Annotated in this window: 31 protein-coding genes; 6 read left to right on the forward strand and 25 right to left on the reverse strand. The window is 27.9% G+C overall.

The window, feature by feature from the left end; all coding sequences use genetic code 11:
- Position 1: 1 nt before the first annotated feature.
- The 12 genes from ATH_RS07490 to ATH_RS07545 form a co-directional block, all read right to left on the reverse strand.
- On the reverse strand, positions 2 to 391 hold the full coding sequence (locus tag ATH_RS07490; RefSeq protein ID WP_066181486.1) for a biopolymer transporter ExbD: 390 nt from the start codon (positions 389 to 391) through the stop codon (positions 2 to 4).
- Between the two features lie 4 nt (positions 392 to 395).
- Positions 396 to 890 carry a MotA/TolQ/ExbB proton channel family protein gene (locus ATH_RS07495; protein WP_228140839.1) on the reverse strand — a complete coding sequence of 165 codons (495 nt, stop codon included), beginning with the start codon at positions 888 to 890 and terminating at the stop codon, positions 396 to 398.
- Between the two features lie 73 nt (positions 891 to 963).
- Positions 964 to 1,344: an ATP synthase F1 subunit epsilon gene (gene atpC, locus ATH_RS07500; RefSeq protein WP_066171547.1), complete on the reverse strand. Its 381-nt coding sequence runs from the start codon at positions 1,342 to 1,344 to the stop codon at positions 964 to 966.
- A 16-nt stretch (positions 1,345 to 1,360) separates the two neighbouring features.
- A complete protein-coding gene (gene atpD, locus ATH_RS07505) occupies positions 1,361 to 2,755 on the reverse strand; it encodes a F0F1 ATP synthase subunit beta (RefSeq protein ID WP_066181480.1) in 1,395 nt (464 codons plus the stop codon).
- Between the two features lie 21 nt (positions 2,756 to 2,776).
- A complete protein-coding gene (atpG, locus tag ATH_RS07510) occupies positions 2,777 to 3,661 on the reverse strand; it encodes an ATP synthase F1 subunit gamma (RefSeq protein WP_066181476.1) in 885 nt (294 codons plus the stop codon).
- Between the two features lie 10 nt (positions 3,662 to 3,671).
- Positions 3,672 to 5,189, reverse strand: a complete 1,518-nt coding sequence (gene atpA / locus ATH_RS07515; RefSeq protein ID WP_066181473.1) for a F0F1 ATP synthase subunit alpha — start codon at positions 5,187 to 5,189, stop codon at positions 3,672 to 3,674.
- A 22-nt stretch (positions 5,190 to 5,211) separates the two neighbouring features.
- Positions 5,212 to 5,742, reverse strand: coding sequence for a F0F1 ATP synthase subunit delta (locus tag ATH_RS07520; protein ID WP_066181467.1), 531 nt, complete (start codon positions 5,740 to 5,742; stop codon positions 5,212 to 5,214).
- On the reverse strand, positions 5,742 to 6,260 hold the full coding sequence (locus ATH_RS07525) for a F0F1 ATP synthase subunit B family protein (RefSeq protein ID WP_066181464.1): 519 nt from the start codon (positions 6,258 to 6,260) through the stop codon (positions 5,742 to 5,744). The genes ATH_RS07520 and ATH_RS07525 overlap by 1 nt, the downstream gene beginning before the upstream one ends.
- Before the next feature lie 9 nt (positions 6,261 to 6,269).
- Positions 6,270 to 6,692: a F0F1 ATP synthase subunit B family protein gene (locus ATH_RS07530; protein ID WP_066181461.1), complete on the reverse strand. Its 423-nt coding sequence runs from the start codon at positions 6,690 to 6,692 to the stop codon at positions 6,270 to 6,272.
- Positions 6,693 to 6,798: 106 nt separating this feature from the next.
- Positions 6,799 to 7,659 carry a ParB/RepB/Spo0J family partition protein gene (locus tag ATH_RS07535; RefSeq protein ID WP_066181459.1) on the reverse strand — a complete coding sequence of 287 codons (861 nt, stop codon included), beginning with the start codon at positions 7,657 to 7,659 and terminating at the stop codon, positions 6,799 to 6,801.
- Positions 7,660 to 7,682: 23 nt separating this feature from the next.
- Positions 7,683 to 8,459 (reverse strand): ParA family protein, encoded by a 777-nt coding sequence (locus tag ATH_RS07540; RefSeq protein WP_066181457.1) that lies wholly within the window; start codon positions 8,457 to 8,459, stop codon positions 7,683 to 7,685.
- Positions 8,456 to 9,091 carry a biotin--[acetyl-CoA-carboxylase] ligase gene (locus ATH_RS07545; protein WP_066181453.1) on the reverse strand — a complete coding sequence of 212 codons (636 nt, stop codon included), beginning with the start codon at positions 9,089 to 9,091 and terminating at the stop codon, positions 8,456 to 8,458. The genes ATH_RS07540 and ATH_RS07545 overlap by 4 nt, the downstream gene beginning before the upstream one ends.
- A 69-nt stretch (positions 9,092 to 9,160) precedes the next feature.
- Here ATH_RS07545 and ATH_RS07550 point away from each other — a divergent pair, with 69 nt between their 5' ends.
- Complete coding sequence (locus ATH_RS07550; RefSeq protein ID WP_066181450.1) at positions 9,161 to 10,054, forward strand: AEC family transporter; 894 nt, start codon at positions 9,161 to 9,163, stop codon at positions 10,052 to 10,054.
- Between the two features lie 48 nt (positions 10,055 to 10,102).
- Here the strand turns inward: ATH_RS07550 and fmt are convergent, their stop codons facing one another.
- The 6 genes from fmt to dnaG form a co-directional block, all read right to left on the reverse strand.
- A complete protein-coding gene (gene fmt / locus ATH_RS07555; RefSeq protein ID WP_257122327.1) occupies positions 10,103 to 11,026 on the reverse strand; it encodes a methionyl-tRNA formyltransferase in 924 nt (307 codons plus the stop codon).
- 20 nt (positions 11,027 to 11,046) lie between these two features.
- Positions 11,047 to 11,811: a glutamate 5-kinase gene (gene proB, locus ATH_RS07560; protein WP_066181446.1), complete on the reverse strand. Its 765-nt coding sequence runs from the start codon at positions 11,809 to 11,811 to the stop codon at positions 11,047 to 11,049.
- Positions 11,804 to 12,898, reverse strand: coding sequence for a GTPase ObgE (obgE, locus tag ATH_RS07565; protein ID WP_066181442.1), 1,095 nt, complete (start codon positions 12,896 to 12,898; stop codon positions 11,804 to 11,806). The genes proB and obgE overlap by 8 nt, the downstream gene beginning before the upstream one ends.
- Before the next feature lie 72 nt (positions 12,899 to 12,970).
- Positions 12,971 to 13,228 carry a 50S ribosomal protein L27 gene (rpmA, locus tag ATH_RS07570; protein WP_066159888.1) on the reverse strand — a complete coding sequence of 86 codons (258 nt, stop codon included), beginning with the start codon at positions 13,226 to 13,228 and terminating at the stop codon, positions 12,971 to 12,973.
- A 28-nt stretch (positions 13,229 to 13,256) separates the two neighbouring features.
- Positions 13,257 to 13,574, reverse strand: a complete 318-nt coding sequence (gene rplU, locus ATH_RS07575; protein WP_066181440.1) for a 50S ribosomal protein L21 — start codon at positions 13,572 to 13,574, stop codon at positions 13,257 to 13,259.
- Positions 13,575 to 13,678: 104 nt separating this feature from the next.
- Entirely contained in the window at positions 13,679 to 15,313 is a 1,635-nt protein-coding gene (dnaG, locus tag ATH_RS07580) for a DNA primase (RefSeq protein ID WP_066181438.1), read from the reverse strand.
- Positions 15,314 to 15,391: 78 nt separating this feature from the next.
- Between dnaG and ATH_RS07585 the strand changes: the two genes are divergently transcribed.
- From ATH_RS07585 to aroC, 3 genes are read left to right on the forward strand one after another with little or no spacing between them, the layout of a single operon-like run.
- Positions 15,392 to 16,438 carry a tetratricopeptide repeat protein gene (locus ATH_RS07585; protein ID WP_066181436.1) on the forward strand — a complete coding sequence of 349 codons (1,047 nt, stop codon included), beginning with the start codon at positions 15,392 to 15,394 and terminating at the stop codon, positions 16,436 to 16,438.
- 47 nt (positions 16,439 to 16,485) lie between these two features.
- On the forward strand, positions 16,486 to 17,166 hold the full coding sequence (rnc, locus tag ATH_RS07590) for a ribonuclease III (RefSeq protein ID WP_066181433.1): 681 nt from the start codon (positions 16,486 to 16,488) through the stop codon (positions 17,164 to 17,166).
- The gene (gene aroC, locus ATH_RS07595; RefSeq protein ID WP_066185610.1) at positions 17,163 to 18,236 is read left to right on the forward strand and encodes a chorismate synthase; all 1,074 of its coding nucleotides are present in this window, start codon (positions 17,163 to 17,165) and stop codon (positions 18,234 to 18,236) included. The genes rnc and aroC overlap by 4 nt, the downstream gene beginning before the upstream one ends.
- A gap of 14 nt (positions 18,237 to 18,250) precedes the next feature.
- Here the strand turns inward: aroC and ppk2 are convergent, their stop codons facing one another.
- Both ppk2 and ATH_RS07605 read right to left on the reverse strand, forming a co-directional pair.
- The gene (gene ppk2, locus ATH_RS07600; RefSeq protein ID WP_066185614.1) at positions 18,251 to 19,156 is read right to left on the reverse strand and encodes a polyphosphate kinase 2; all 906 of its coding nucleotides are present in this window, start codon (positions 19,154 to 19,156) and stop codon (positions 18,251 to 18,253) included.
- A gap of 93 nt (positions 19,157 to 19,249) precedes the next feature.
- Positions 19,250 to 19,549, reverse strand: a complete 300-nt coding sequence (locus tag ATH_RS07605) for a thiamine-binding protein (RefSeq protein ID WP_066181426.1) — start codon at positions 19,547 to 19,549, stop codon at positions 19,250 to 19,252.
- 73 nt (positions 19,550 to 19,622) lie between these two features.
- On the opposite strand from ATH_RS07605, the gene ATH_RS07610 reads away from it, so the two are divergent.
- Entirely contained in the window at positions 19,623 to 19,964 is a 342-nt protein-coding gene (locus tag ATH_RS07610; RefSeq protein ID WP_066185616.1) for a hypothetical protein, read from the forward strand.
- Here the strand turns inward: ATH_RS07610 and msrA are convergent.
- Genes msrA through ATH_RS07635 form a run of 5 tightly spaced genes read right to left on the reverse strand, consistent with a single transcriptional unit; the run spans position 19,957 to position 22,303 of the window.
- The gene (msrA, locus tag ATH_RS07615; RefSeq protein WP_066390140.1) at positions 19,957 to 20,445 is read right to left on the reverse strand and encodes a peptide-methionine (S)-S-oxide reductase MsrA; all 489 of its coding nucleotides are present in this window, start codon (positions 20,443 to 20,445) and stop codon (positions 19,957 to 19,959) included. The two genes, ATH_RS07610 and msrA, sit on opposite strands and share 8 nt — an antisense overlap.
- A 12-nt stretch (positions 20,446 to 20,457) precedes the next feature.
- Positions 20,458 to 21,066, reverse strand: a complete 609-nt coding sequence (locus ATH_RS07620; RefSeq protein WP_066181419.1) for a tetratricopeptide repeat protein — start codon at positions 21,064 to 21,066, stop codon at positions 20,458 to 20,460.
- Positions 21,067 to 21,078: 12 nt separating this feature from the next.
- Positions 21,079 to 21,306: a DUF2798 domain-containing protein gene (locus ATH_RS07625; protein ID WP_066181416.1), complete on the reverse strand. Its 228-nt coding sequence runs from the start codon at positions 21,304 to 21,306 to the stop codon at positions 21,079 to 21,081.
- Positions 21,307 to 21,319: 13 nt separating this feature from the next.
- Positions 21,320 to 21,679 (reverse strand): methionine-R-sulfoxide reductase, encoded by a 360-nt coding sequence (locus tag ATH_RS07630; protein WP_066181413.1) that lies wholly within the window; start codon positions 21,677 to 21,679, stop codon positions 21,320 to 21,322.
- Positions 21,680 to 21,688: 9 nt separating this feature from the next.
- The gene (locus ATH_RS07635; RefSeq protein WP_066181410.1) at positions 21,689 to 22,303 is read right to left on the reverse strand and encodes a fumarylacetoacetate hydrolase family protein; all 615 of its coding nucleotides are present in this window, start codon (positions 22,301 to 22,303) and stop codon (positions 21,689 to 21,691) included.
- Positions 22,304 to 22,430: 127 nt separating this feature from the next.
- Between ATH_RS07635 and ATH_RS07640 the strand changes: the two genes are divergently transcribed.
- Positions 22,431 to 22,775, forward strand: coding sequence for a DsrE family protein (locus ATH_RS07640; RefSeq protein ID WP_066181408.1), 345 nt, complete (start codon positions 22,431 to 22,433; stop codon positions 22,773 to 22,775).
- The last annotated feature ends 21 nt before the right edge of the window (positions 22,776 to 22,796 follow it).

Below are 22,796 nucleotides of genomic sequence, written 5' to 3' on the forward strand. Positions count from 1 at the left end.
ATTATCCATCTGTTAAAAGTGAAACTTTTGTAAATCCTGCCTCTTTTACAGATTTTAAAACAAATATCACATCATTATATTTAAGATTTTTATCAGCTCTTATTGTTACCGAACTTTTTTGATCTTTATCTTTTGAGTATAATATAAAATCATCAGCAAATGTTTTTATATCAAAACTTTTTTTATTTATACTTACTTTTCTATCTTTAGATATTGTAATAGATATATTTGCAATAGTTTGTACTTGTTTTGTAGCACTTCCTTTTGGAAGATTTATAGGTTCTTCAAACTCTATTACAGGTGCTGTTACCATTAATATAGCTAGAAGAACCAACATAATATCAACTAATGGAGTAATATTTAAATCTGGTTTTTGGTTGTAATCAAACAAAAAATTAACCTTTTGCTATTAAAATTTCGCTTTGTGCTTTTAAGTAAACATTTAACTCATAAACTTTTCTTGAGATTATTTGATGAAATGTATAAGCAAAAATAGCTACAAAAATACCAGCTGCTGTTGCAACAAGAGCTTCACTAATAGCAGGAGCAATTACAGAGAATGCAACTTTTGACTCATTTGCAAATTTTGCAAAAGATTCTAATATTCCAACAACTGTTCCAAACAATCCTATAAATGGTGAAGTTGAAGATATAATAGCTAGCCAAGATAAGCCAACACTTGCATCTTTTATTGTATTTATCTCACAAGCATGTAAAATTTCTTTAATATTATTCCCACCAGAACACTGATTTAGAAGAGATAAAGAAGTAAATCTATTTTGTCCAGATGTTAATCCATCTAAAACTCTTTTCTCATTTTCAATAACTCTTTTTAGTGTATTAAATCTATAAAGAAATATCCAAAAAACAATAATTAAGTAGATTGACAATAGCGCTAATACTATTAAAGTAATAGCGCTACTATTTGTCAAATAATTTAGTAATGTAGAAATCATGTTTTATTTATAGTGCAAAAGAGTTAATTCTTGCTTCAACTGATGCAATAGAAATAGTAGTATCTTTTACAGAGTTTACTAGTTCTTTAGCTGCTTCAATATTTTTAGCAATTTCAGAATCTTTTCCACTTGTTAATGCAATAGCTCCATCAACTAAAACATCAACACTATTTTCATCTACTTTCACATGTCCCCAATTAATAGCAACAGCTTCAGTAGAATCAACTTTTTCTATAATAATTACACCAACACTTAAAGTAGATACTAGTGAAGAGTGACCAGGAAGAACTCCAAACTCTCCCTCTTTCCCAGGGAGAGTTACACTTTTAATTTCACCAGAAAACAAACTTCCAGATGGAGTAACTATTGATAATTTCATTGTATCCATTTTAGACCCTTATGGTTTATTTCATTTTCTCAGCTTTTGCTAAAACTTCATCAATTCCACCAACCATATAGAATGCCATTTCAGGAACGTGGTCATATTTACCATCTAAAATTCCTTGGAATCCTTCAATTGTATCTTTTAATTCAACATATTTTCCAGGACTTCCTGTAAATACTTCAGCAACGAAGAATGGTTGAGATAGGAATCTTTCAATTTTTCTAGCTCTTGCAACTACAAGTTTATCTGATTCTGATAACTCATCCATACCAAGAATTGCAATTATATCTTGTAAATCTTTATATTTTTGAAGAACAGATTGAACACCTCTAGCTGTAGAGTAATGTTCTTGTCCAATAATATCAGCACTTAAAATTCTTGAAGTAGAATCTAGTGGATCAACTGCTGGATAAATACCTTTTTCTGCAATTTTTCTATTTAAAACTGTTGTTGCATCAAGGTGAGCAAAAACTGAAGCAGGAGCTGGGTCAGTTAAGTCATCTGCTGGTACATAAACAGCTTGAACAGAAGTAATAGAACCTTTAGATGTAGATGTAATTCTCTCTTGTAATTTTCCCATCTCACTTGCAAGTGTTGGTTGGTATCCAACTGCTGATGGAATTCTTCCTAAAAGAGCTGACATCTCAGAACCTGATTGTGCAAATCTAAAGATATTATCAATAAACATAAGAACATCTAGTCCTTTTTCATCTCTAAAGTACTCAGCCATTGTAAGTCCTGTTAGAGCAATTCTATTTCTTGCACCTGGTGGCTCACTCATTTGTCCGTAGCACAGAGCAACTTTATCAAGAACATTTGAATCTTTCATCTCATGGTAAAGGTCATTTCCTTCTCTTGTTCTTTCTCCAACTCCTGCAAATACAGAATATCCAGAGTGTTTAAACGCAACATTATGAATTAATTCCATAATAATAACCGTTTTTCCAACTCCAGCTCCACCAAATAATCCAACTTTTCCACCTTTTGAATATGGTGCAAGAAGGTCAACTACTTTGATTCCTGTTTCAAACATTTCTGTTTTTGTTGATTGCTCTTCAAAACTTGGAGCTGCTCTATGAATAGACCATCTTTCAGTTTCAGCTGGAATTGCTGCACCTTCGTCAACTGGATCTCCAATAACGTTAAAAATTCTTCCTAGAACTGCTTCACCAACTGGAACTTTAATAGGACCACCTGTTGCAACACACTCTTGTCCTCTAATTAGACCTTCTGTCATATCCATTGCAATAGCTCTAACTCTACTATCACCAATATGAGCAGCAACTTCTAATACAAGTCTATCTTTATTTTTATCAGCTAAAGTAACATCAATAGCTTCATTAATTTCTGGTAAGTACCCGTCGAACTCTACGTCAACAACAGGACCCATTACCTGAATAATTTTACCTTTCATTTAGGGCGTCTCCTTCTTAAATTATTTTAATGCTTCAACACCACTGATAATCTCTATCAGCTCTGTTGTAATTGCAGCTTGTCTTGCTTTGTTATACTCAACCGTTAAACTATTAACTTTCTCTTTTGCATTCTTTGTAGCAGCTTCCATAGCTTGCATTCTAGCACTATGTTCAGCAGCTAAAGAGTCAATTAATGCATAATACATATTAAAATCAATATATTTATCAGTTAATTCTCTTAAAACTTCGTCATCATCATCTGGCTCAATATTAAGCATAGATGTAGCTTCAGTAATCTCAACTTTTTCTAAACTAATAGGTAAAAGTTCTCTTACTCTCATCTCTTGAGTAAGCATATTTAAAAACCCATTATAAACAATTATAACTTTATCAGTAAGTTCATTTTTAAAGTCTTCAACAGACTCTTTAATAAACTCTGAAGCTTTTTCATATGATGGAGCTGAAGATAACTCTATTGCTTTTTGTTCTAAAGTTTGCCCTTGAAATGTAAAGAAATCAATCCCTTTTCTTCCAGCAGCTCTTAATCTTACTTTTGAGCCTTTAGCTTCATATTCGCTTATTAATTTATTAACAGTTTTAATAGTATTCATATTAAAACCACCACAAAGTCCTTTATCAGCTGTTACAAAAACTATATCAACTGTTTTTGGATTTTCATTTTGAACAAATGCTCGTCCTAAATTACCATCCTCTTGAACTTTGCTAACTCGTGCTGCAATATCAGATAAAACTTCATTAATCTTTACTGCATAACTTCTAGATTGTTCAGACAATTGTCTTGTTCTAGTAAGTTTTGCAGAAGATACAAGCTTCATAGCTTTTGTAGTTTTCTCTGTATTCTTTACACTTCCAATTTTTATTTTTATCTCTTTTAAGTTAGCCATAGACTAATCCTTAATTTGCATTAAATACAGTTTTAAACTCTTCTAATGCAGCTTTTAATTTTGTTTCTGTACCTTCGTCAAGTTTTTGACTTGATTTAATAGCACTTAAAATATCTGAATATTTTTGCTCGATGAATGGATGTAACTCGTTTTCAAATCTTACAACATCTTTAACTGCAATGTCATTTAAATAACCTTTTGTTCCAGCATAAATGATTACAATTTGTTTTTCAATAACAAGTGGTTTATTTACACCTTGTTTTAAAACTTCAACCATTCTTTGTCCAAGTTCTAACTCTTTTCTTGTAGCTTCATCAAGATCAGATGCAAACTGTGCGAATGCTTCTAGCTCTCTATATTGTGCTAAAGAAAGTTTTAGTGTACCAGCAACTTGTTTTGTAGCTTTAATTTGTGCAGCTCCACCAACTCTTGAAACTGATAAACCAACATTAATTGCAGGTCTAATTCCTGAGTTAAATAAGTTTGTTTCTAAGAATATTTGTCCATCAGTAATAGAAATTACGTTTGTTGGAATATATGCAGCAACATCTCCTGCTTGAGTCTCAATGATTGGTAGTGCAGTCATAGAACCAGCACCTTGTTCATCACTCATTTTTGCAGCTCTTTCAAGTAGTCTTGAATGTAAGTAGAATACATCTCCTGGGTAAGCTTCTCTTCCTGGAGGTCTTCTTAAAATTAATGACATTTCTCTATATGCAACAGCATGTTTTGATAAATCATCATAAATAATTAATGCGTGTTTTCCATTATCTCTAAAGAATTCACCCATTGTAACACCCGCATATGGTGCTAAAAATTGTAATGTTGATGAATCAGCAGCACTTGCATTAACAACAATTGTATAATCCATAGCTCCTGCTTCTTCAAGTGTTCTTACAACTGAAGCAACTGAAGATGATTTTTGACCAATTGCAACATAAATACAAATTACATTTTCACCTTTTTGGTTTAAAATTGTATCAATAGCAACTGTTGTTTTACCTGTTTGTCTATCTCCAATAATAAGCTCTCTTTGTCCTCTTCCAATTGGAACTAATGCATCAATAGCTTTAATACCAGTTTGTAATGGTTCGTGAACAGATTTTCTAGCCATAATTCCAGGAGCTTTTTCCTCAACATATCTTCTTTCTGTTGTAGCAATAGCACCTTTACCATCAATTGGTTCACCAAGAGCATTTACAACTCTTCCAACTAATGCTTCTCCAACTGGAACTTCAAGTAGTTCTCCAAGTCTTTTACAAGAAGTACCTTCTCTAAGTCCATTTCCACTTCCAAGAACAACAATACCAACTGAAGATTCTTCTAAGTTCGAAGCCATACCTTTTTCGCCATTCTCGAACTCAACCATTTCACCAGCCATAACATTTTTAAGACCGTAAACTTGAGCAATTCCATCTGCATAAGAGATAATCTTACCAGTTTCATTTACATCTACATTTAATTCAAAGTTATCAATTCTTTCTTTAATGATCGAACTGATTTCGTCTGCTTGAATCTTTGCACCCATTCAATTTCTCCTTTATTAAGTTCTAAACTGCTTTTAAAATATGATTGATTAACTGAGTTTTTAATCTATCTTTAGAAAAAGATATTTCAACACCAAGCCCATCAATATCAACTTTAATTCCATCATAGTCACAAACATTTTGTGATAATGAAAGTTTTACATCAAATTTTTTACTAAATTGTTCTTCAATAGAAGTAATACTTTTTGTTGGAAGTTCTTTATTTGTATAAATAACACCAATAAAATTATTATTTAATTTTGCAATTTGATTTTCTAACTCTGTTGCAACAAATGGAATAATTTCTAATCTTCTTTTTTCACCAAGAAGTTTAATAAAATTTTCCAAAGATTTTTCAGGGTTTTCAATTATAGATAAAACAAACTCAACTTTTGCAACTTCATTTATCTCTGAAGAAGCTAAAATTGATTTAAATTTATCATTAGAAAACGCTTTTGCAACACTATTTAGTTTTTTACTAAAACTACTAATTTCTTTAAGATCTCTTGCTTCAAGTAAAGCTTTTACATATCTTTTTGCTACTAAATCCTTCATTATGCTACCTTTTTAAGAACAATATCAACTAATTCATCTTGTGATAAATTAATAGTATCAGAATTTAATAGTTCATCAAGAATTGAAGCTACAACATCTTTTTTCACTTTTGAAAGTTCAACTTTCATCATCTCGTCAAAATTTTTATTTAAATTTGCAATCTCTGCTTCAACAGCCACTAAAACTTTTTGTTTAATAGCATCAATATCAGCTTTTGCACTTTCAATAATTTCAGCTGAAATTCTTTTTGCATCTTCTGATTTTTTAACTGCTTCTAGTTTTTTCTCTTCTGAAGCTTTTTTTGTATCTTGAACTTTATCTAATTCAGCTTGAATACCTAAAGTTCTAGCAACAAAAAATGCTTTAATTCTATTAGCAAGTAAATACCAAATAATTGAAGCAAAAATTATAAAGTTAACGGTTCTTTGAACTATATCATAGTTCGTTTCCGCACCATCATTTGCAAATATTGCAACTGGTAACATAGCTAGGGCTACAATTAAAATCGCTTTATACATCATCACTTCCTAAATAGAATTTAGCTTGTTTTTCAAGCTATCATTAAATTGTGGCATTGATGACAATAAAGAGGATTTTAATGCTTTTGCTTCGTCCTGTAAGCTATTTTTAAATTCAGCCACTTTCGTATCTAAATTTAATCTTTCACTTGCAAGTTTAACATCTGCACTATCTTTTGCTTCTTTGTAAGCTTGTTCTCTAATAGCTGCTGCTTCTCTTTTAGCTTTTGAGATAATCTCATTAGCTTCCACTAAAAGCTCATCAACATCACTGCTGTTTGATTTTGCTTCTTCTAAATCATCTTTAATTTGAGAACTTCTCATATCCATATGATTTAATAGTGGTTTGAATAGACGACTATTTAGTATAACAAGAACTATAAGAAAGATAATAGCTGAGCTAAGCATTAGTATAGGACTTATGTCTAACATTCATTCCTCCATATTTTTACAGTTTAGTTTAACTAAAACGTTTATATTTTAGCAAATAAATATATAAGGAAATATTAAAAAGGGATAAATTTATAGTTTTTTTTATTTATTGTATATTTAAGTAACTAATAATTCTATCTATATCCTCTTGAGAATTAAATGTTATTTTAATTGAGTTTTTATCTATCTTAGCTTTGATTTTATCTTCTTTTAATATATTTAAAAAACTCTCAAGAGTTTGAGTATTGTAACTTTTTGTAACAATATTACTTTTTACTTTGTTTTTACTCTCTTTAAAATCTTTGATTAGTTTTTCACATTGTCTTACAGATAAATCTTCTTCAATAATTTTATCACAAATAGTTTTTTGCATTTCATTATCTAGACCAATCATAACTTTTGCATGACCTGCACTAATTTTTGAAGATGATAAATATTGTTGAACATACGAACTTAATTGTAATAGTCTTAATGTATTTGTAATAGAAGTTCTACTTTTTGAAACTTTTTTTGATAACTCTTCATGAGTTATATTATGTTCATTTAAAAGCTGTGCATAGCAAAATGCTAGTTCTATTATATTTAAATCTTCTCTTTGAATATTTTCTATTAAAGCTAATTCTCTTAACTTTAGTTCATCACTATTCATTATAACAGCATTTATTTCATCAATAGATGCCATTTTATGTGCTCTTAACCTTCTTTCTCCAGCAATAAGAGTATAAGTTTCATCATCATTTTTTGTAACAACAATAGCTTGTAAAAGCCCATGCTCTTTTATAGAATCACTTAATTCTTTAAGTTTATCTTCATCAAATATTTTTCTTGGCTGATTTGGATTAACTTTTATTAAAGAGATTTTTATTTTATTTATATCATTATTTGATACATTTTTATTTGAATTTGAATTCCCATAAGCAGTTTCAACTTCTCCTAAAAGTTCTCCTAATCCTCTTCCTAATGCCATTTTACTTCCTATTTTCATAACAATTAACCAATTATTGCTTTTGCTAAATTTTCATAAGCTTTTGTGCCAATGCTTGAGATATCATAAAGCATAATAGGTTTACCAAAACTTGGACTTTCTGCTAATTTGATATTTCTTGGAATAACAATATATGAATCATCATCAACCTTAAAAAGTTTATTCTCAAAATGTTGTGCAAGATCTGCAAAAACTTGCTTTGAAAGATTATTCTGAGAAGAGTACATTGTTGGTAAAAAACCTTTTATCTCTAAATTTTTATTAATAGTTTGTCTTACTAATTTTATTGTATTTAAAAGCTGTGCTAAACCTTCTAATGCAAAAAACTCACATTGAATTGGTATCAAAACAGAAGTTGATGCACCTAAAGTATTTATTGTAATTGGTCCTAAAGCAGGTGGAGAATCAATAATTACATAATCATAATCATCTTTTACCGTATCAATTTTTCTTTTTAAAACAAGTTCTCTCTCATTTGTATTTTTGTAGAATTCTTTTTCAATTCCAACTAAGCCAATATTTGAAGGAGCAACTTTTAGATTTTCTATTTCAGAATCTAAAATAATTTCTGATAGTTCTTTTGTTCCTAGCATAACATGATAAATATTATACTCATATGTATCTCTATGAAAACCTAAAGAAGTTGTTGCATTTGCTTGTGGATCTGCATCAATTAAAAGCACTTTCTTACCATCAAGTGCAAGAGCTGCACTTAAATTTACAGCAGTAGTAGTTTTTCCTACTCCACCTTTTTGATTTGCTATTGAAATAATTTCTGTCATCTTAAACTAAACACCTTTTTATCTTCAATTTGTATAGAACCATCGCTATTTAAAATAGCACTCGCAAGTGAATGTTTCTTCCCATCAATATTTACTTGGAATTCTTTTGAATGTCTAAATTCTATCTGAAAAATACTAAAAATTTGCTTCCATGAGATTTTTTTCTCTACTATTTCGAAATACTCTTTTAGTAAATCTTCTATATTAACTTCTATATCCAAAACCCCAAACTCTTCACTTGTTTTTACAAGATTTAAACCTATTCCACAAAACAGAAAATCTTTTGTTGTTGATGTAATTGCCCCACCTATTTTCTTATTTTCTAAGTAAAAATCATTTGGCCACTTTATAAATAGTTTTGATGATTTTTTAGACAATATATCTTTTAAAATAGTTGTAAAATAAATTGTTGCACTTTGAAGTGGTAAATCTTCTGGCAAATCTTCTCTTTTTACAACAAAAGAAAAAAGAAGATTTCCTTCAACAGCACTCCAAGAATTTCCTCTGCTTCCAACTCCATCTGTTTGCATATTAGCAAGGATACAAGTTGCTTCTTCAAAGCCATTTTTTTCTACATACTCTTTTAAATACTTTTGTGTTGAATCAACTGTTTTTAATCTTAATATTTTCATTTTGTAATTATATATAATTTATTTAAAAGAGTTTATTAATTATAATCAAATCTTTTAAGGAGAATAAGTATGCTAGACCCCGTTTTACCGATAGCTGTTTTTCTTTTGATTGGTTACTTATTTAAAGTATTCTTTCAAGACAATTCAAAACAGCTTGTAGATTTTATTATCTATTTTTCGCTTCCAGCGATTGTTTTTTCGAAAATTTATCCACTTGATTTAAATTTGAATATATTGTGGTTAATTTTAATGTTTAATGCAATAATTTTTGCTAATTTATTTTTATCTTATTTAATAGGTAAGTTACTAAAACTAAACAGAATATCACTTGCTACATTTATGATTATGGCTACTTTTGGTAACACATCTTTTATAGGTTTTTCATATATTGATGCATTTTATGGTCAAGACTTTATTGTATATGGTTTGATTTATGATATTTTTGGTTCATTTTTAATCTTAGTTTCTGTTGGAATGATGATAATTACTTGGGGAAGTGGAAGAAAAAATAGTATTAATTCTATATTCAAATCTATTTTTCTTTTCCCACCAGTTATTATGTTTTTTATCACTATTCTTGCAAAAAATTTTGAAATACCTAAGTTTATACTTTTTACAAGTGAAAACTTAGCTTCAACTTTAGTTCCAATAGCAATGATTGCAATTGGTATGAAACTTGAACTTAAAAATATTTTCTCAAAATTCCATATTGTAACTATTGCTGTTATTCTAAAAATGATTTTCGTACCTATTGTTGTACTTTTTATATTTAATCATTTTTATAATATTGATGAAACTTGGATAAAAGTAACTATAATTGAAGTTGCTATGCCACCTATGACTATGGCTGCTGTTTTGGCTATAAAAGGTGGATTAGATGAAAAGATAGCTATAAATTCATTGGTTTTAGGTGTAATTGTAAGTTTATTTACAATTACTTTATTTACAAACTTCTTGGCATAAAAAAAGCTCAGTTACAAACTGAGCTTTTTTATATTTATTAATATTTTTCTATTTTAAAATATCTTTAATTTTTAATCTTTGACCTTTTATATAATCAACACTAGATATTGTATTTTTTGAAGGAGCTTGAAGAGTTTTTATTTTTATACTACCTTTTTTACATCCTACAATAATATTATCACTATTTATATCTAAAATTTCACCTTCAATGTTTTGTGAATTCTCTTCTATTAATTCAATCTCTTTTAATTTTAATCCTGAAGATAAAAATATCTGTGGCCAGAAACTATATGCTTTATATTTTAGAAATAGATCTTTAGCACAAGAAAAATTTACTTCTCCATTATCTTTTTTGATTTTTTTACAGTAACTTGTTTTGCTACTGTTTTGTTTTATTGGACTCAATTTATCATAATTATCTAAAGTTATTATTGTAAGATTTGCAGCTATTATTGACAACTTTTCAAAAGCCTCACTCACATATAAATCTTTTTGATTCTTTAAATATGAAAAACCTAAAATATCTCCACAATCTAATCCTTCTTCCATAAACATAGAAGTAACTCCAAGATATTTATCATCATTCAAAATTCCTTCTTGAATAGGACTAGCTCCTCTATATTTTGGAAGAATTGAAGCATGTAGATTGATACAAGGAGCAATAGCTAAAATCTCTTTTGGTAATATCTGTCCATAAGCTGCAACTATGATAAAATCGGGTTCAAGCTCTTTTATTGAAATATATGCTACTAGATTATCTTTTAATTTTTTTGGCTGTAAAATAGGAATATCTAACTTATTATCAAGGCAATATTGCTTTATATGTGGTGGAGTTAAAATCTGTTTTCTTCCTACTGGTTTATCTTCTTGTGTAAATATTCCTACAACTTCATATTTATCATTATTTTTTAATAACTCTTCTAAAATTTTACTTGCATAAGATGGAGTTCCCATAAAAACTATTCTTTTCAAATTCTCTCCTTACTTAATTACTATTTTTTAAATAGTGTTCCACTATTATGTTTTCCATAAAATAAAAAATCATAAGCATTTGTTAAATCAAAACCACTACTTAAATACATTGGTATATTATTTTGCATTAAAAAATCTGCTGCTTTCAGTTTTGTAACTATTCCACCTGTTGCAAATTTTGAGTTTGCACTTGGTTTTTTATCTAATTCTTCTTCGCTTATACTATTTACTATTTTAAACATTTTAGCATCTTCATTTTCTCTTGGATTTTTATTATAATATCCATCAATATCAGTAAAAATTGCTAAAATATCTGCTTCAAAATAGTGTGTAACATAAGCAGCTAATTGATCATTATCTCCTATTAATTCATCAGTTGAGATTACATCATTCTCATTTATAATTGGTAAAATTCCATTTGAAAGAAGAGTTTCCATAACATTCTTTGCATTTTGTGATCTTTTTCTTGAATCAAAATCATCAGCTGTAAAAAGCATTTGAGCAATAGTTATATCATATTCTTCAAACATTTCTTGATAGCTTCTCATAAGTTTTGGTTGCCCTATTGCTGCTAAAGTTTGTTTATTCGACATAATCGACTTATCTAATTTTATAGTCGTATATCCACATCCAACAGCTCCTGAACTTACCAAGATAACTTGCATATCCTTCTCTTTTTTTAACTTTGCTATAAGTTCTACTAGATTTTTCATTCTATTTGTTGCTAAAGCGAAATCTTGAGTTAAAACAGCAGTTCCAACTTTAATAACTACTCTATTATGCATCTTCTTTCCCTTGCATATCATATAAAGCATAAGTCAATGACTTAATATTTATTTTTGTTAAAGATGAAATTGGTAATACAAAATATGGTTTTGTATGATCAAATTTATTATAAACTAAATCTTGAACATAATATGGCAAAGTTTCATCAAATTTAAACTCATTTTTAGATGAGTTTTCAAGATTTATAGCTTTTAAAAATTGTTTTATATCTTCTTCTAAGTTTTCACCATAATATCCATCAATTTTACTTAAAACTATTGCAAAATCTCTTCTACTTAAATCTTCTGAAAATTTTTGTAATTCACTCTTTAAAACACTGTATTGGTCAATCATTGTTCTATAATTTGAAACATCTATTACAAATAGAAGTGTTTTTGTTCTTTCAATATGTTTTAAAAACTCTAGTCCTAAACCTTTTCCTTCACTTGCATCATCAATTATTCCTGGAATATCAGCCATAACAAATGAACTATAATCACCAACATTTACAACTCCAAGCTTTGGAGTAAGTGTTGTAAATTCATAATTTGCAATTTCAGGACTTGCATTTGATGTTACAGAAATTAAAGTTGATTTACCAACATTTGGATAACCAACAAGTCCAACATCTGCAATTAATTTAAGTTCTAATCTTATATTTCTTGTAATTCCTGGAAGACCTGGTTGAAAATATGTAGGTGCTTGATTTCTTGAGTTTTTAAAGTGTACATTTCCCAATCCACCTTTCCCACCTTCAAGAAGAAGAACTTTCTCTCCAACTTCTACTAAATCATATAGTACTTCTTGTGTATCATCATCAATTACTTGTGTTCCTGGAGGTACGATTAACACCAAAGATTCAGCACTTTTACCTGTTTTTTGTCTTCCCATTCCTGGTTGACCTTTATCAGCTTTAAAAACTCTTTTACCTTTATAAAAAGATAGTGTATCTGTATTATTATCTACTAAAAAATATACATCTCCACCTTTTCCACCATCTCCACCATCTGGTCCACCTTGAACAATGAATTTTTCTCTTCTAAAAGATGCACATCCTTGCCCACCTTTTCCCGAACTTACACTAAATTTTGCACTATCTATAAACATTTTTTTCCTTATAAATAAAAAAAGGGTGTATGACAAAGCATACACCCTTTTATAGAAAAGCTAATTATCTACTTACGAAGCTGCGTAAACAGATACTTTTTTTCTTTTCTTATCTTTAATTTCAAATTTAACAACACCGTCAATTAAAGAGTAGATTGTATGATCTTTTCCCATTCCAACATTATTTCCTAAGTGAACTTTTGTTCCTCTTTGTCTAATAATGATGTTTCCAGCACTTACAACTTCACCACCATATTTTTTAACCCCAAGTCTTCTACCAGCTGAGTCTCTATTATTCTGAGTACTTCCTTGACCTTTTTTGTGAGCCATTTTGTTTCTCCTTAATCTTTTTTAATGCTTACGCAGCAATTTTTGTAATTCTAATTTTTGTGAAGCTTTTTCTGAAACCTCTTTTTAATTTAGAATCTTTTCTTCTTAATTTTTTGTAAATAACTACTTTTCTAGCTCTATTTACACCTGTTCCATCTAAAACTACAACTGCTTCAACTTTTGCTTTAGATACTGCTTCACCTGTTTTTAGCTCTCCATTGTTGATAGCTATAACATCAGTAATTTCTAAAGTCTCTTTTGCAGTCTTTCCTGTATAATCGATATCTAAAACATCACCTTCAGATACTTTATACTGTTTCCCACCACATTTGATAATTGCGTACATCTTTTTTCCTCTTATTTTTTACAAGCATAATTTAGGTTAATTTATACTACTTTTTTTATTTTAGAACGGAAATATTATCCAAGTCTTTATTAAAGTTTCTTTAATTATAGATTGAATTTTATAAGTTTTCCTTGCTTTAATTCATATAAATTATCTTTTGTCTTTTTTATTAGGCTAACTTTCTCTTTAAAATCCAAAATATTGTTATTTTGTAAACTTATTAATTTATTTGAATAAAATCTATGTAAAAGAGGTAAAAGCTCTTTTGATAATCTTTCATCATCATAAACTTCCAGTTTTTCATTTAATATAATTTTATTTAAAGAGCTGTTTTTTGGATCATTTAAAATTGTTTCAAACTCCTCTTGATGATGTTCAAACATTGAAGGAGTAACTAAATCTAAAACAATATCTAATCTTTTTGGTTCTTCAAGTATAGTTTTTAAAATACAAAGTTCTGCAATATCATATTTTATAAAACTCTTTTCATCTCTTTTTACTCTAATATTTTGAGTTCTTATTAAACTCTCTTTTATATTTAACTTTTGTGCAATATATCTTTTATACTCTTCTTGCAATAGTTTATCAAGAGTATTTAAATATTCATTTGCTTCCTCAAGAGCTTTTTTCTTCTCTAAAGGGTCATTTAAATCATAATTTAAAACAATATAATCTATACAAAAATCTATAAAAGGTTTAGTATCTGATAGTTTTTTTGATAGTTCTTGAACTCTTTTATCTTTTACCATATCAGCTGGATCCAATCCATCTTCAAAAACTGTAACTCCTCCTGCAAATCCAGATTGACTTAGCATTAAAGATGCTTTAAAAGCAGCTGCTAATCCTGCTTTATCTCCATCATAAGCTAAAGTAATTTTAGGTTCACCTCTTCTTAAAAGTGGTAAATGTTCTTTTGTAAGTGCTGTACCAAGTGTTGCAACTGCATTTGAAAACCCAGCTTGATGAAGCATAATAACATCTAAATAACCTTCACAAACTATAAGTTCTTTTACTTTATATATTTTCTCTTTTGCCAAAGAGTAACCATATAAAAGTTTTGATTTATTAAATATTGGAGTTTGTGGAGAGTTTACATATTTTGCACCATGATTAGTAAGTGTTCTTCCACCAAAACCAACAAGTTTTGAATTTATAGAATATATTGGAAAAATAACTCTATCTATAAATCTTGCATAAAGTCCATTGTCTCCTTGGCTTATAACTCCCAATTCTATTGCATCATTTAATTTATAATGATTTTGTTTTAAAAATTCAATTGTACTTATAGAGTTTCCTGCATATCCTATTTCAAACATCTCAATAGAACTTTCATAAACTCCTCTATCTTTTAAATAATCTATTATTGATGAATTATCTAAAAGCTGTTTTCTATATAACTCTTTTGTAGCTTCTAAAACTTTTGTATCTGTTCTTTTATTTGTCTGTGTTTCATAAGAAAGTGTAAAATTTGTGATATTTGCTAGTTTTTCAATAGCTTCAGGATATGAATATTTTTCATACTCCATAACAAATTTTATACTATCTCCACCTACTCCACAACCAAAACAATGATAAATCTGTTTTGCTGGACTTACTACAAATGATGGTGTTGCTTCATTATGAAATGGACAACAAGCTTTATAGTTTGCACCATTTTTTTTAAGTTCTATGTATTGGGAAACAACATCTACAATATCTAAGTTATTTTTTAAATTTTCTATTGACTCTTTTTTTATCATAAATAAGATTATACTCTTTTATTTTTTTATATGTACTTTTATGTTAGGATATTCCTTATAAATTCAAAAAGGAACAAAGTGGATAATTTAGTTTTAGAGTTTAGAGATCCAATTGTCAGCATAATATTTTTCTTTTTTCTTATATTTTTAATTTCATTTATTACTTATTCATATGGTTTATTTAAAGAGAGAAATTCAAGAAAAGAGTATAGAAAACTTTCAAAAAGATTTGAACTAGGAAAACTAAAAGAGAATGATTATGTAAATCTATATAAAACATATAATCTTCCTTTTGATTCCATTTTACTTCTAGCAAATACTTTTTTACATAAAGGTGATTTAAATAAAGCAATATCAGTATATTTAGCGCTATTAGAAGTAGTTAAAGATAAAGTAAAAGAGGAAGAGTTACTTGAAATTCTTGGAACAACTTATCTAAAAGGTGGATTCTTACAAAGATCAAATGATATATTTCTAAAAATATTAAAATTTTCACCAAGAAATAAAAATGCTTTAAAAAATTTAATTTTAGTAAACGAAAAGATGAAGAATTATACAAAAGCAAGAGAAATATGTAATTCTCTTGAAGAGTTAAATATAGATTTGAGCCTAGAGAAAATATATTTTGATGCAATGATTACTTTAAATGATCCTGTTTTAACAAATGAAAAAAGAACAAAAATTTTATATAATCTTTTTTTAGAAAATAGAATTCTACAAAGAATTTTTGTAAGTTTTATAATAACTTATAATAAAGAGTTTTTTTATAAGCATATAAAAGAGTTTGACTATAAAGAGTTCATAGATATTTTATGGTTTTTACAAAAAGAGGATATTGATTTTAATAAAATAGAAAATATAAGTTTTTTACAAGAACTTTATAGTGCAAAAGCTTATTTAAATAGTGCAAATAGTAGTTCTGACTTTGATTTAGATGTTTTAATTTTAATAAAGAATCATAAAAAAGAGCAAGGGAATCTAAGTTTTAAATTTATATGTAGTTCATGTAAAGAGTCTCATCCATTTTTTGAATCAAGATGTCCAAATTGTCACTCAATTTTGAGTTTAAATGTTAAACATCAATTAGTAAAGAGCTTTGCAAATTTAAACCAATCATTACAATAGATAAATATTTTTGTGATATACTTATAAAAAATTTTAAAGGGGCTATTTTGAGCGATTATTCAAAGCTTGAAAAGTGTTTGGCTTATCAGTTTAAAGACAAAAACCTGATAATCGAAGCACTTACACATAAAAGTTATAAAAAACCATACAACAATGAAAGACTAGAGTTTTTAGGAGATGCTGTTTTAAACTTAATTGTTGGAGAATATCTATACAAAAAATTTCCAAAATCAAATGAAGGTGAACTTAGTAAAATAAGGGCTAGTTTGGTTAATGAAACTGGTTTTACAAGACTTGCAAATGAGATAAACTTAGGTGATTATATATTTATTTCTGTTGCTGAAGAGAGAAATAAAGGAAGAACTAAATCATCTATTCTTTCTGATGCCTTTGAAGCAATAATGGGTGCAATTTATCTTGAAAGTAGTCTTGAAACTTTAAAACCTATAATTCTTAATTTATTGGAAAACTCTTATGACAAAATAAATCTTGATGTACTTTTTAGTGATTATAAAACTGCTTTACAAGAGATAACACAAGCAAAATTTGGTTCTATTCCTGAATATATTATTGAAGGTTCATATGGTCCTGATCATAAAAAAGAGTTTGAAGTATCTATTTGCATAGAAGGTAAAAACTATGGAAGAGCTCAGGGTAAAAGTAAAAAACTAGCTCAACAAGCTGTTGCTAAAATAGCTATTGATAAATTAAATGAGGAAGAAAATTGAATAGTTTTGGACATAGATTTAAATTTACAACATTTGGAGAATCACACGGAAAAGCTTTAGGTTGTATTGTTGATGGTGTTCCAGCTGGTATAAAAATTGATTTAGACTTTATTCAGGCTGAAATGAATAGAAGAAAACCTGGACAAAATGAGTTTGCAACAAAGAGAAATGAAGGTGATGTTGTTGAAATTTTAAGTGGAGTTTTTGAAGGAGTTACAACTGGTACAAGTATCTCTATGATTATTTTTAATGAAAATCAAAAATCAAGTGATTATTCAAATATTAAAGATCTTTTTCGTCCAGGTCATGCTGATTTCACATATTTTAATAAATATGGAATCAGAGATTACAGAGGTGGTGGAAGAAGTAGTGCACGAGAAACAGCAGCAAGAGTTGCAGCAGGTGCTATTGCGAAACTTCTATTAAAAGAGTTAAATATTGATATAAAAAGTGGAATTTGTGAGATAAATGGTATCAAAAGTGAATCTTTTGATTTTGATTATGTAAAAAAAAGTCCTATTTATGCTCTTGATAAAAAGTTTGAAGAAGCTCAAAAAAATGCTATTTTAGATGCAAAAAATTCACATAATAGTGTTGGTGGAGTTGCTTTAATAAATGTAAAAAATTGCCCCATAGGACTTGGTGAACCAATTTATCATAAACTTGATAGCCAAATTGCATCTGCTATGATGAGTATAAATGCTGTTAAAGCTGTTGAAATTGGTGATGGCATTTTAGCTTCAAGAGTTTTAGGATTTGATAATAATGACCAAATAAGAGAATCTGGATTTAAAACAAATCATAGTGGTGGGATTTTAGGTGGGATTTCAAATGGTGATGATATAAATGTAAAAGTTTACTTTAAAGCTACACCATCTATTTTTATAGAACAAGATACGATAGATACAAACAATAATGAAGTTATTTGTAAATTAAAAGGAAGGCATGATCCTTGTGTTGCTGTAAGAGGAAGTGTTGTTGCTGAATCTATGATGGCTTTGGTTCTTGCTGATATGCTTTTATTAAATTTATCTTCTAAAATAGAAAATATTAAAAAAGTTTATAATTAACTTTTACACAAGGTTTATATTAAACCTTGTGTAATTCCTGCTTTCTTTTTATAATCCATAATTTCTAACTCTTTTTTAGCTGTAATTACTATATCTTTATCAATTTCATAATCAAGTCTTGGATCTCTTCCTTCATAATCAACAGAGTTTAAAATAACTTTTATAGAGTTAAGTCTTGCTAGAAATTTAGTATCACTTCTTATAATTGTCCATGGAGATTTATCTGTATTTGTCTGCTTCAACATATCATATTTTTTTTGAGTAAACTCTTCCCATCTACTTTGCATCTGCATATCAATTTCACTTAATTTCCACTGTTTTAATGGATTTTCTTCTCTCTCTTCAAATCTTCTTGCTTGTTCATCTTTTGAAACAGATAGATAGATTTTTAGAAAATGTATTCCATGATCAATTAATTCCTCTTCAAATCTAGGCACACTTTTCATAAAAATTTCATACTCTTTTTGTGAACAAAAACCAAATACAGGTTCAACCATAGCTCTGTTATACCAAGATCTATCAAAAATTACGATTTCTCCACCTTTTGGAAACTGCTCAACATATCTTTGATAATACCACTGTGTTTTTTGAACATCTGATGGTTTCCCTAAAGCTACAACTCTATAATGCTTTTCATTCATATATCTAGTGATTCTTCTAATAGCTCCACCTTTTCCAGAAGCATCTCTTCCTTCCATAAGAATTATCATTTTTTCTTGATTTTTCTCTAAATGCTCTTGAAGTTTAATAAGCTCAACTTGATATGGTTTTAATATTTCATCTTTAGTTCTATACATATATTTTGAATGCAATTCACTAATAAAACTTCCATTTGCATCTTGTATTTTTTCTGTAAACTCATCTAAACTTAAATTTACATTTGCTCTATTACTTTTTTCATAAAATTTATCAAATGACATTTTTCCCCCTAAATATTGAATTAAAAACAAAATTATACTAAAAACTCTATCCTATTTAAATTAATTATATTTTAAATTACAGAAAAGTTACAATTAAATCAAACTTTGCACAGATTCAATTTTACTTTTCATTCTATTAAGACCCTCTTTTCTAATATCAAAATTTACACTTATATATACTCTATCACATCCTATTTCATCTAGTTTTAAATAACATAAATCTATTAAATCTAAAAGTTCTTTAAGTGTTTTTGCTTCAACTATTGTGTTCATTGAAGTAAGTTCATAGTTTAATCCACTATCTCTTATCACTTTTAAGATTTCACTTACATCTTTACTTTTACTTCCAATTTTGTTTGTAGGAAACATTGCTAAACTCATTATAACTGACATTTATTTATCCTTTTAAATCAAATTTTTAAATTTCTTTTGCTAGTATATTAAAATTTCAATAAAAAGGATTTTTATGCAAATAGAAATATCTGCTGAAGTAATATTATCTCAGCTTGCTTATTCAAAAAATGAAGCATCTTTAAATCAAGCTCAAAAAACAATAGACAATACAAAAAACTATGAAAAATTTGCAAAACATATATTAACTTTAAATGACCACTTAAAAAAGTTGAATGCCTATGTTGCACTATCAAATTCAAATGATTATTTTAAGATAAAATGTGAAGAGAATGACTCAAAAGAGATTATAGATGCCTTTCACGATATAGTTTGGAAGTGGGCAAAAAAATACAATGTAGATTTAGAAAGATTAGATAAAAGACCTGTTTATTATATTTTAGGAGCTTCTAAGTAAAAATCTCTTTTTTACTGTGGCAATATGGTATTTTATTATATCTTTTATAGTAATTTTGATGATAATCCTCAGCTTTATAAAAAGTTGTTTCAAAGTGCAAAGTAGTTGCTACTTTGTACCCTTTTTTATCCAATTCTAAAATCAAATTTTGTGCTATATTTCTTTGATTTTCATCTGTATAAAAAATTGCACTTAAATATTGACTTCCTATATCTGGTCCTTGCCCATTTGTTTGAGTAAAATCATGAATTTCAAAAAATAGTTTTGCAATTTTTTCATATGATATTATACTTTCATCAAAAACAAGCTCAACTGCTTCAAGATGTCCACTAAATCCACTACAAACTATCTCATAACTAGGATTTGGTATATGTCCACCCATATATCCAGAAACCACACTTAAAACTCCTTGCTCTTTTTGGAAAAAGTACTCAACTCCCCAAAAACAACCAGCACAAAAATAAGCTTTTTTAATACTCAAATCTCTACCTTTTTATTTTATATCTTTAAAACTATAACAAGAGTCTTCAATCCCATAGTCACAAGCTTTTTTAAAAAACTCTTTTGCTTTTACTAAATCTTGTTTTACTCCATCAGCATTTTCATACATAAATCCAAGATTATAACAAGATAAAGCAACTCCATCTTCACAAGCTTTTATAAAGAGTTCTCTTGCTTTAGAAAAATCTTGTTCAACTCCTTGTCCTGTTGCATACATAGTTCCTAAATTATGACATCCTAAAATGTTTTCTCCATCACAAGCTTTTTTATAATAGTTTAAAGCTTCTTTATAATCTTGCTCCACTCCTGTTCCATTTTCATAAATAACTCCTAAATTATGACATCCTGAAAAATTATTACTATAACAAGCTTGTTTATGAAGTTCCACAGCTTTTAAATAATTTTGCTCTACTCCTTCACCATTTTCATACATAACTCCAAGGTTATAACATCCTAAACTTTTACCATCATTACAAGCTTTATTAAATAGCTCTGATGCTAATTCATAATCTGCTTTTACATAAGCTTCTGCTCCATTATAAACATCATCTGAAAACAACAATACAAACATTCCAAATAAAAATACAAATACTTTTTTCATCTTTTACCTTTTTTAACTTTGTTTTACAATAATATTTACAATTTTTCTAACTCTAGGGGCAACAAAAGCAATTATAGGAATAGCACAAAAAGCTGCTTTATAAAAAGCTTCCATCCATCTAAAAAAGAAATTATCCACAAATCCTAAGTTTATAAAAGTAATTATAAAACTCATAATACAGCTCATAACTGTTCCCATAATAAGTGCAAATACATATTTATCATATTTTTTATCTATCATTTAAAATCCTAAATTAATTTTTTATAAATTTTAGTGATATTGAGTTTACACAATGTCTTATATTTTTTGAAGTAAATCCTTCATTTTCAAAAATATGTCCTAAATGTCCATTACAATTTGAACAAACAATCTCAACTCTTCTACCATCAATATCAGGAACTCTTTTAATAGCTCCTTTTATCTCATCATCAAAACTTGGCCATCCACAAGCTGATTTAAACTTATCTTCACTTTTATAAAGTTCTGCTTCACACTTTTTACAAATATATAAACCATCTTCATAAAAATCATTATATATTCCTGTAAAGGCTCTTTCAGTTCCTTTTTCTTCTATTACATATCTCTCTTTTTCATTTAATTCATTATATTTCATATCTTTTTCTTAACTTACAACAAACTCTTGTTTTAATATAACTTCATTTTCATATAGAATTTTTCCTAAAAAAACATCACCTTTTATAAGTTTTCCAACACCTTTTGGAGTTCCACTCATTAAAATATCTCCATCTTCAAAACTTGAAAATGTTTTAAACTCTTTTATAATATCTTTTGGCTTGTGTATCATCATTGAATAATCTGCTTTTTGCTTTAATTCATTATTTATATATAATTCAATTCCTAATTTTGAAATATCATCTTTAAACTCTATAAAATCTGAAAAAACAGCAGATGCATCAAAAGATTTTGCTCTTTCCCAAGGAAGTCCTTTATTTTTTAACTCTGTTTGAATATCTCTTAAAGTTAAATCTAAACCAAAAGCAAGTCCAACTATTTTATCTTTTTCTATTAAAAATGATATTTCTGCTTCATAATGACAAGAACTATCTATATTTGGTATAGATAATTTATCTGTAATGGAAGAGTTTGCTTTCATAAAAAAAACCATAGAAGATGGTAATTCATTGTTTAATTCTTTTATATGTTCTATATAATTTCTTCCTATACAAACAAGCTTTGAAGGAGTAACTTCTATTTTATTAAATATTATCTTATTCACTATAAACCTCTATTCCTTAAAAAGTGTATTGTAACATATTGAAACTAGATATTTTAAAGATAAAATAGTTCTAAAAATAGTATGATATTGCTTTTAAAATATTTATTTAATTTTTTAAGGAGATAATATGCAAAAAGAGAATTTGCTATTGGTTTGGACAAATGGAGATATTGAAGTTGCAAACAACTTTCCTCTTTTATATTCAAGTGTTGTTTTAGATAGAAATTATTGGAAAACTGCTCACTTAATGTTATGGGGTCCTTCTATTTTACTTGTAAAAAATCATAATTTTATAAAAGAGAAAATAATACATATTTTATCAACTGGTGTAAAAATGAGTGCTTGTATAGTTTGTGTTGATGATTATGGTGCTAAAGAAGAGTTAGAAAAACTTGGAATTGAAATTACTCATACAGGAGAGCTTTTAACAAATGCTTTAAAAGACCCTAGTTTTTCTGTTTTAACTATTTGATTTTATAAAGAAGAGATATTT

Origin of the sequence: Aliarcobacter thereius LMG 24486 (assembly GCF_004214815.1) — a bacterium.
Classification (GTDB): domain Bacteria; phylum Campylobacterota; class Campylobacteria; order Campylobacterales; family Arcobacteraceae; genus Aliarcobacter; species Aliarcobacter thereius.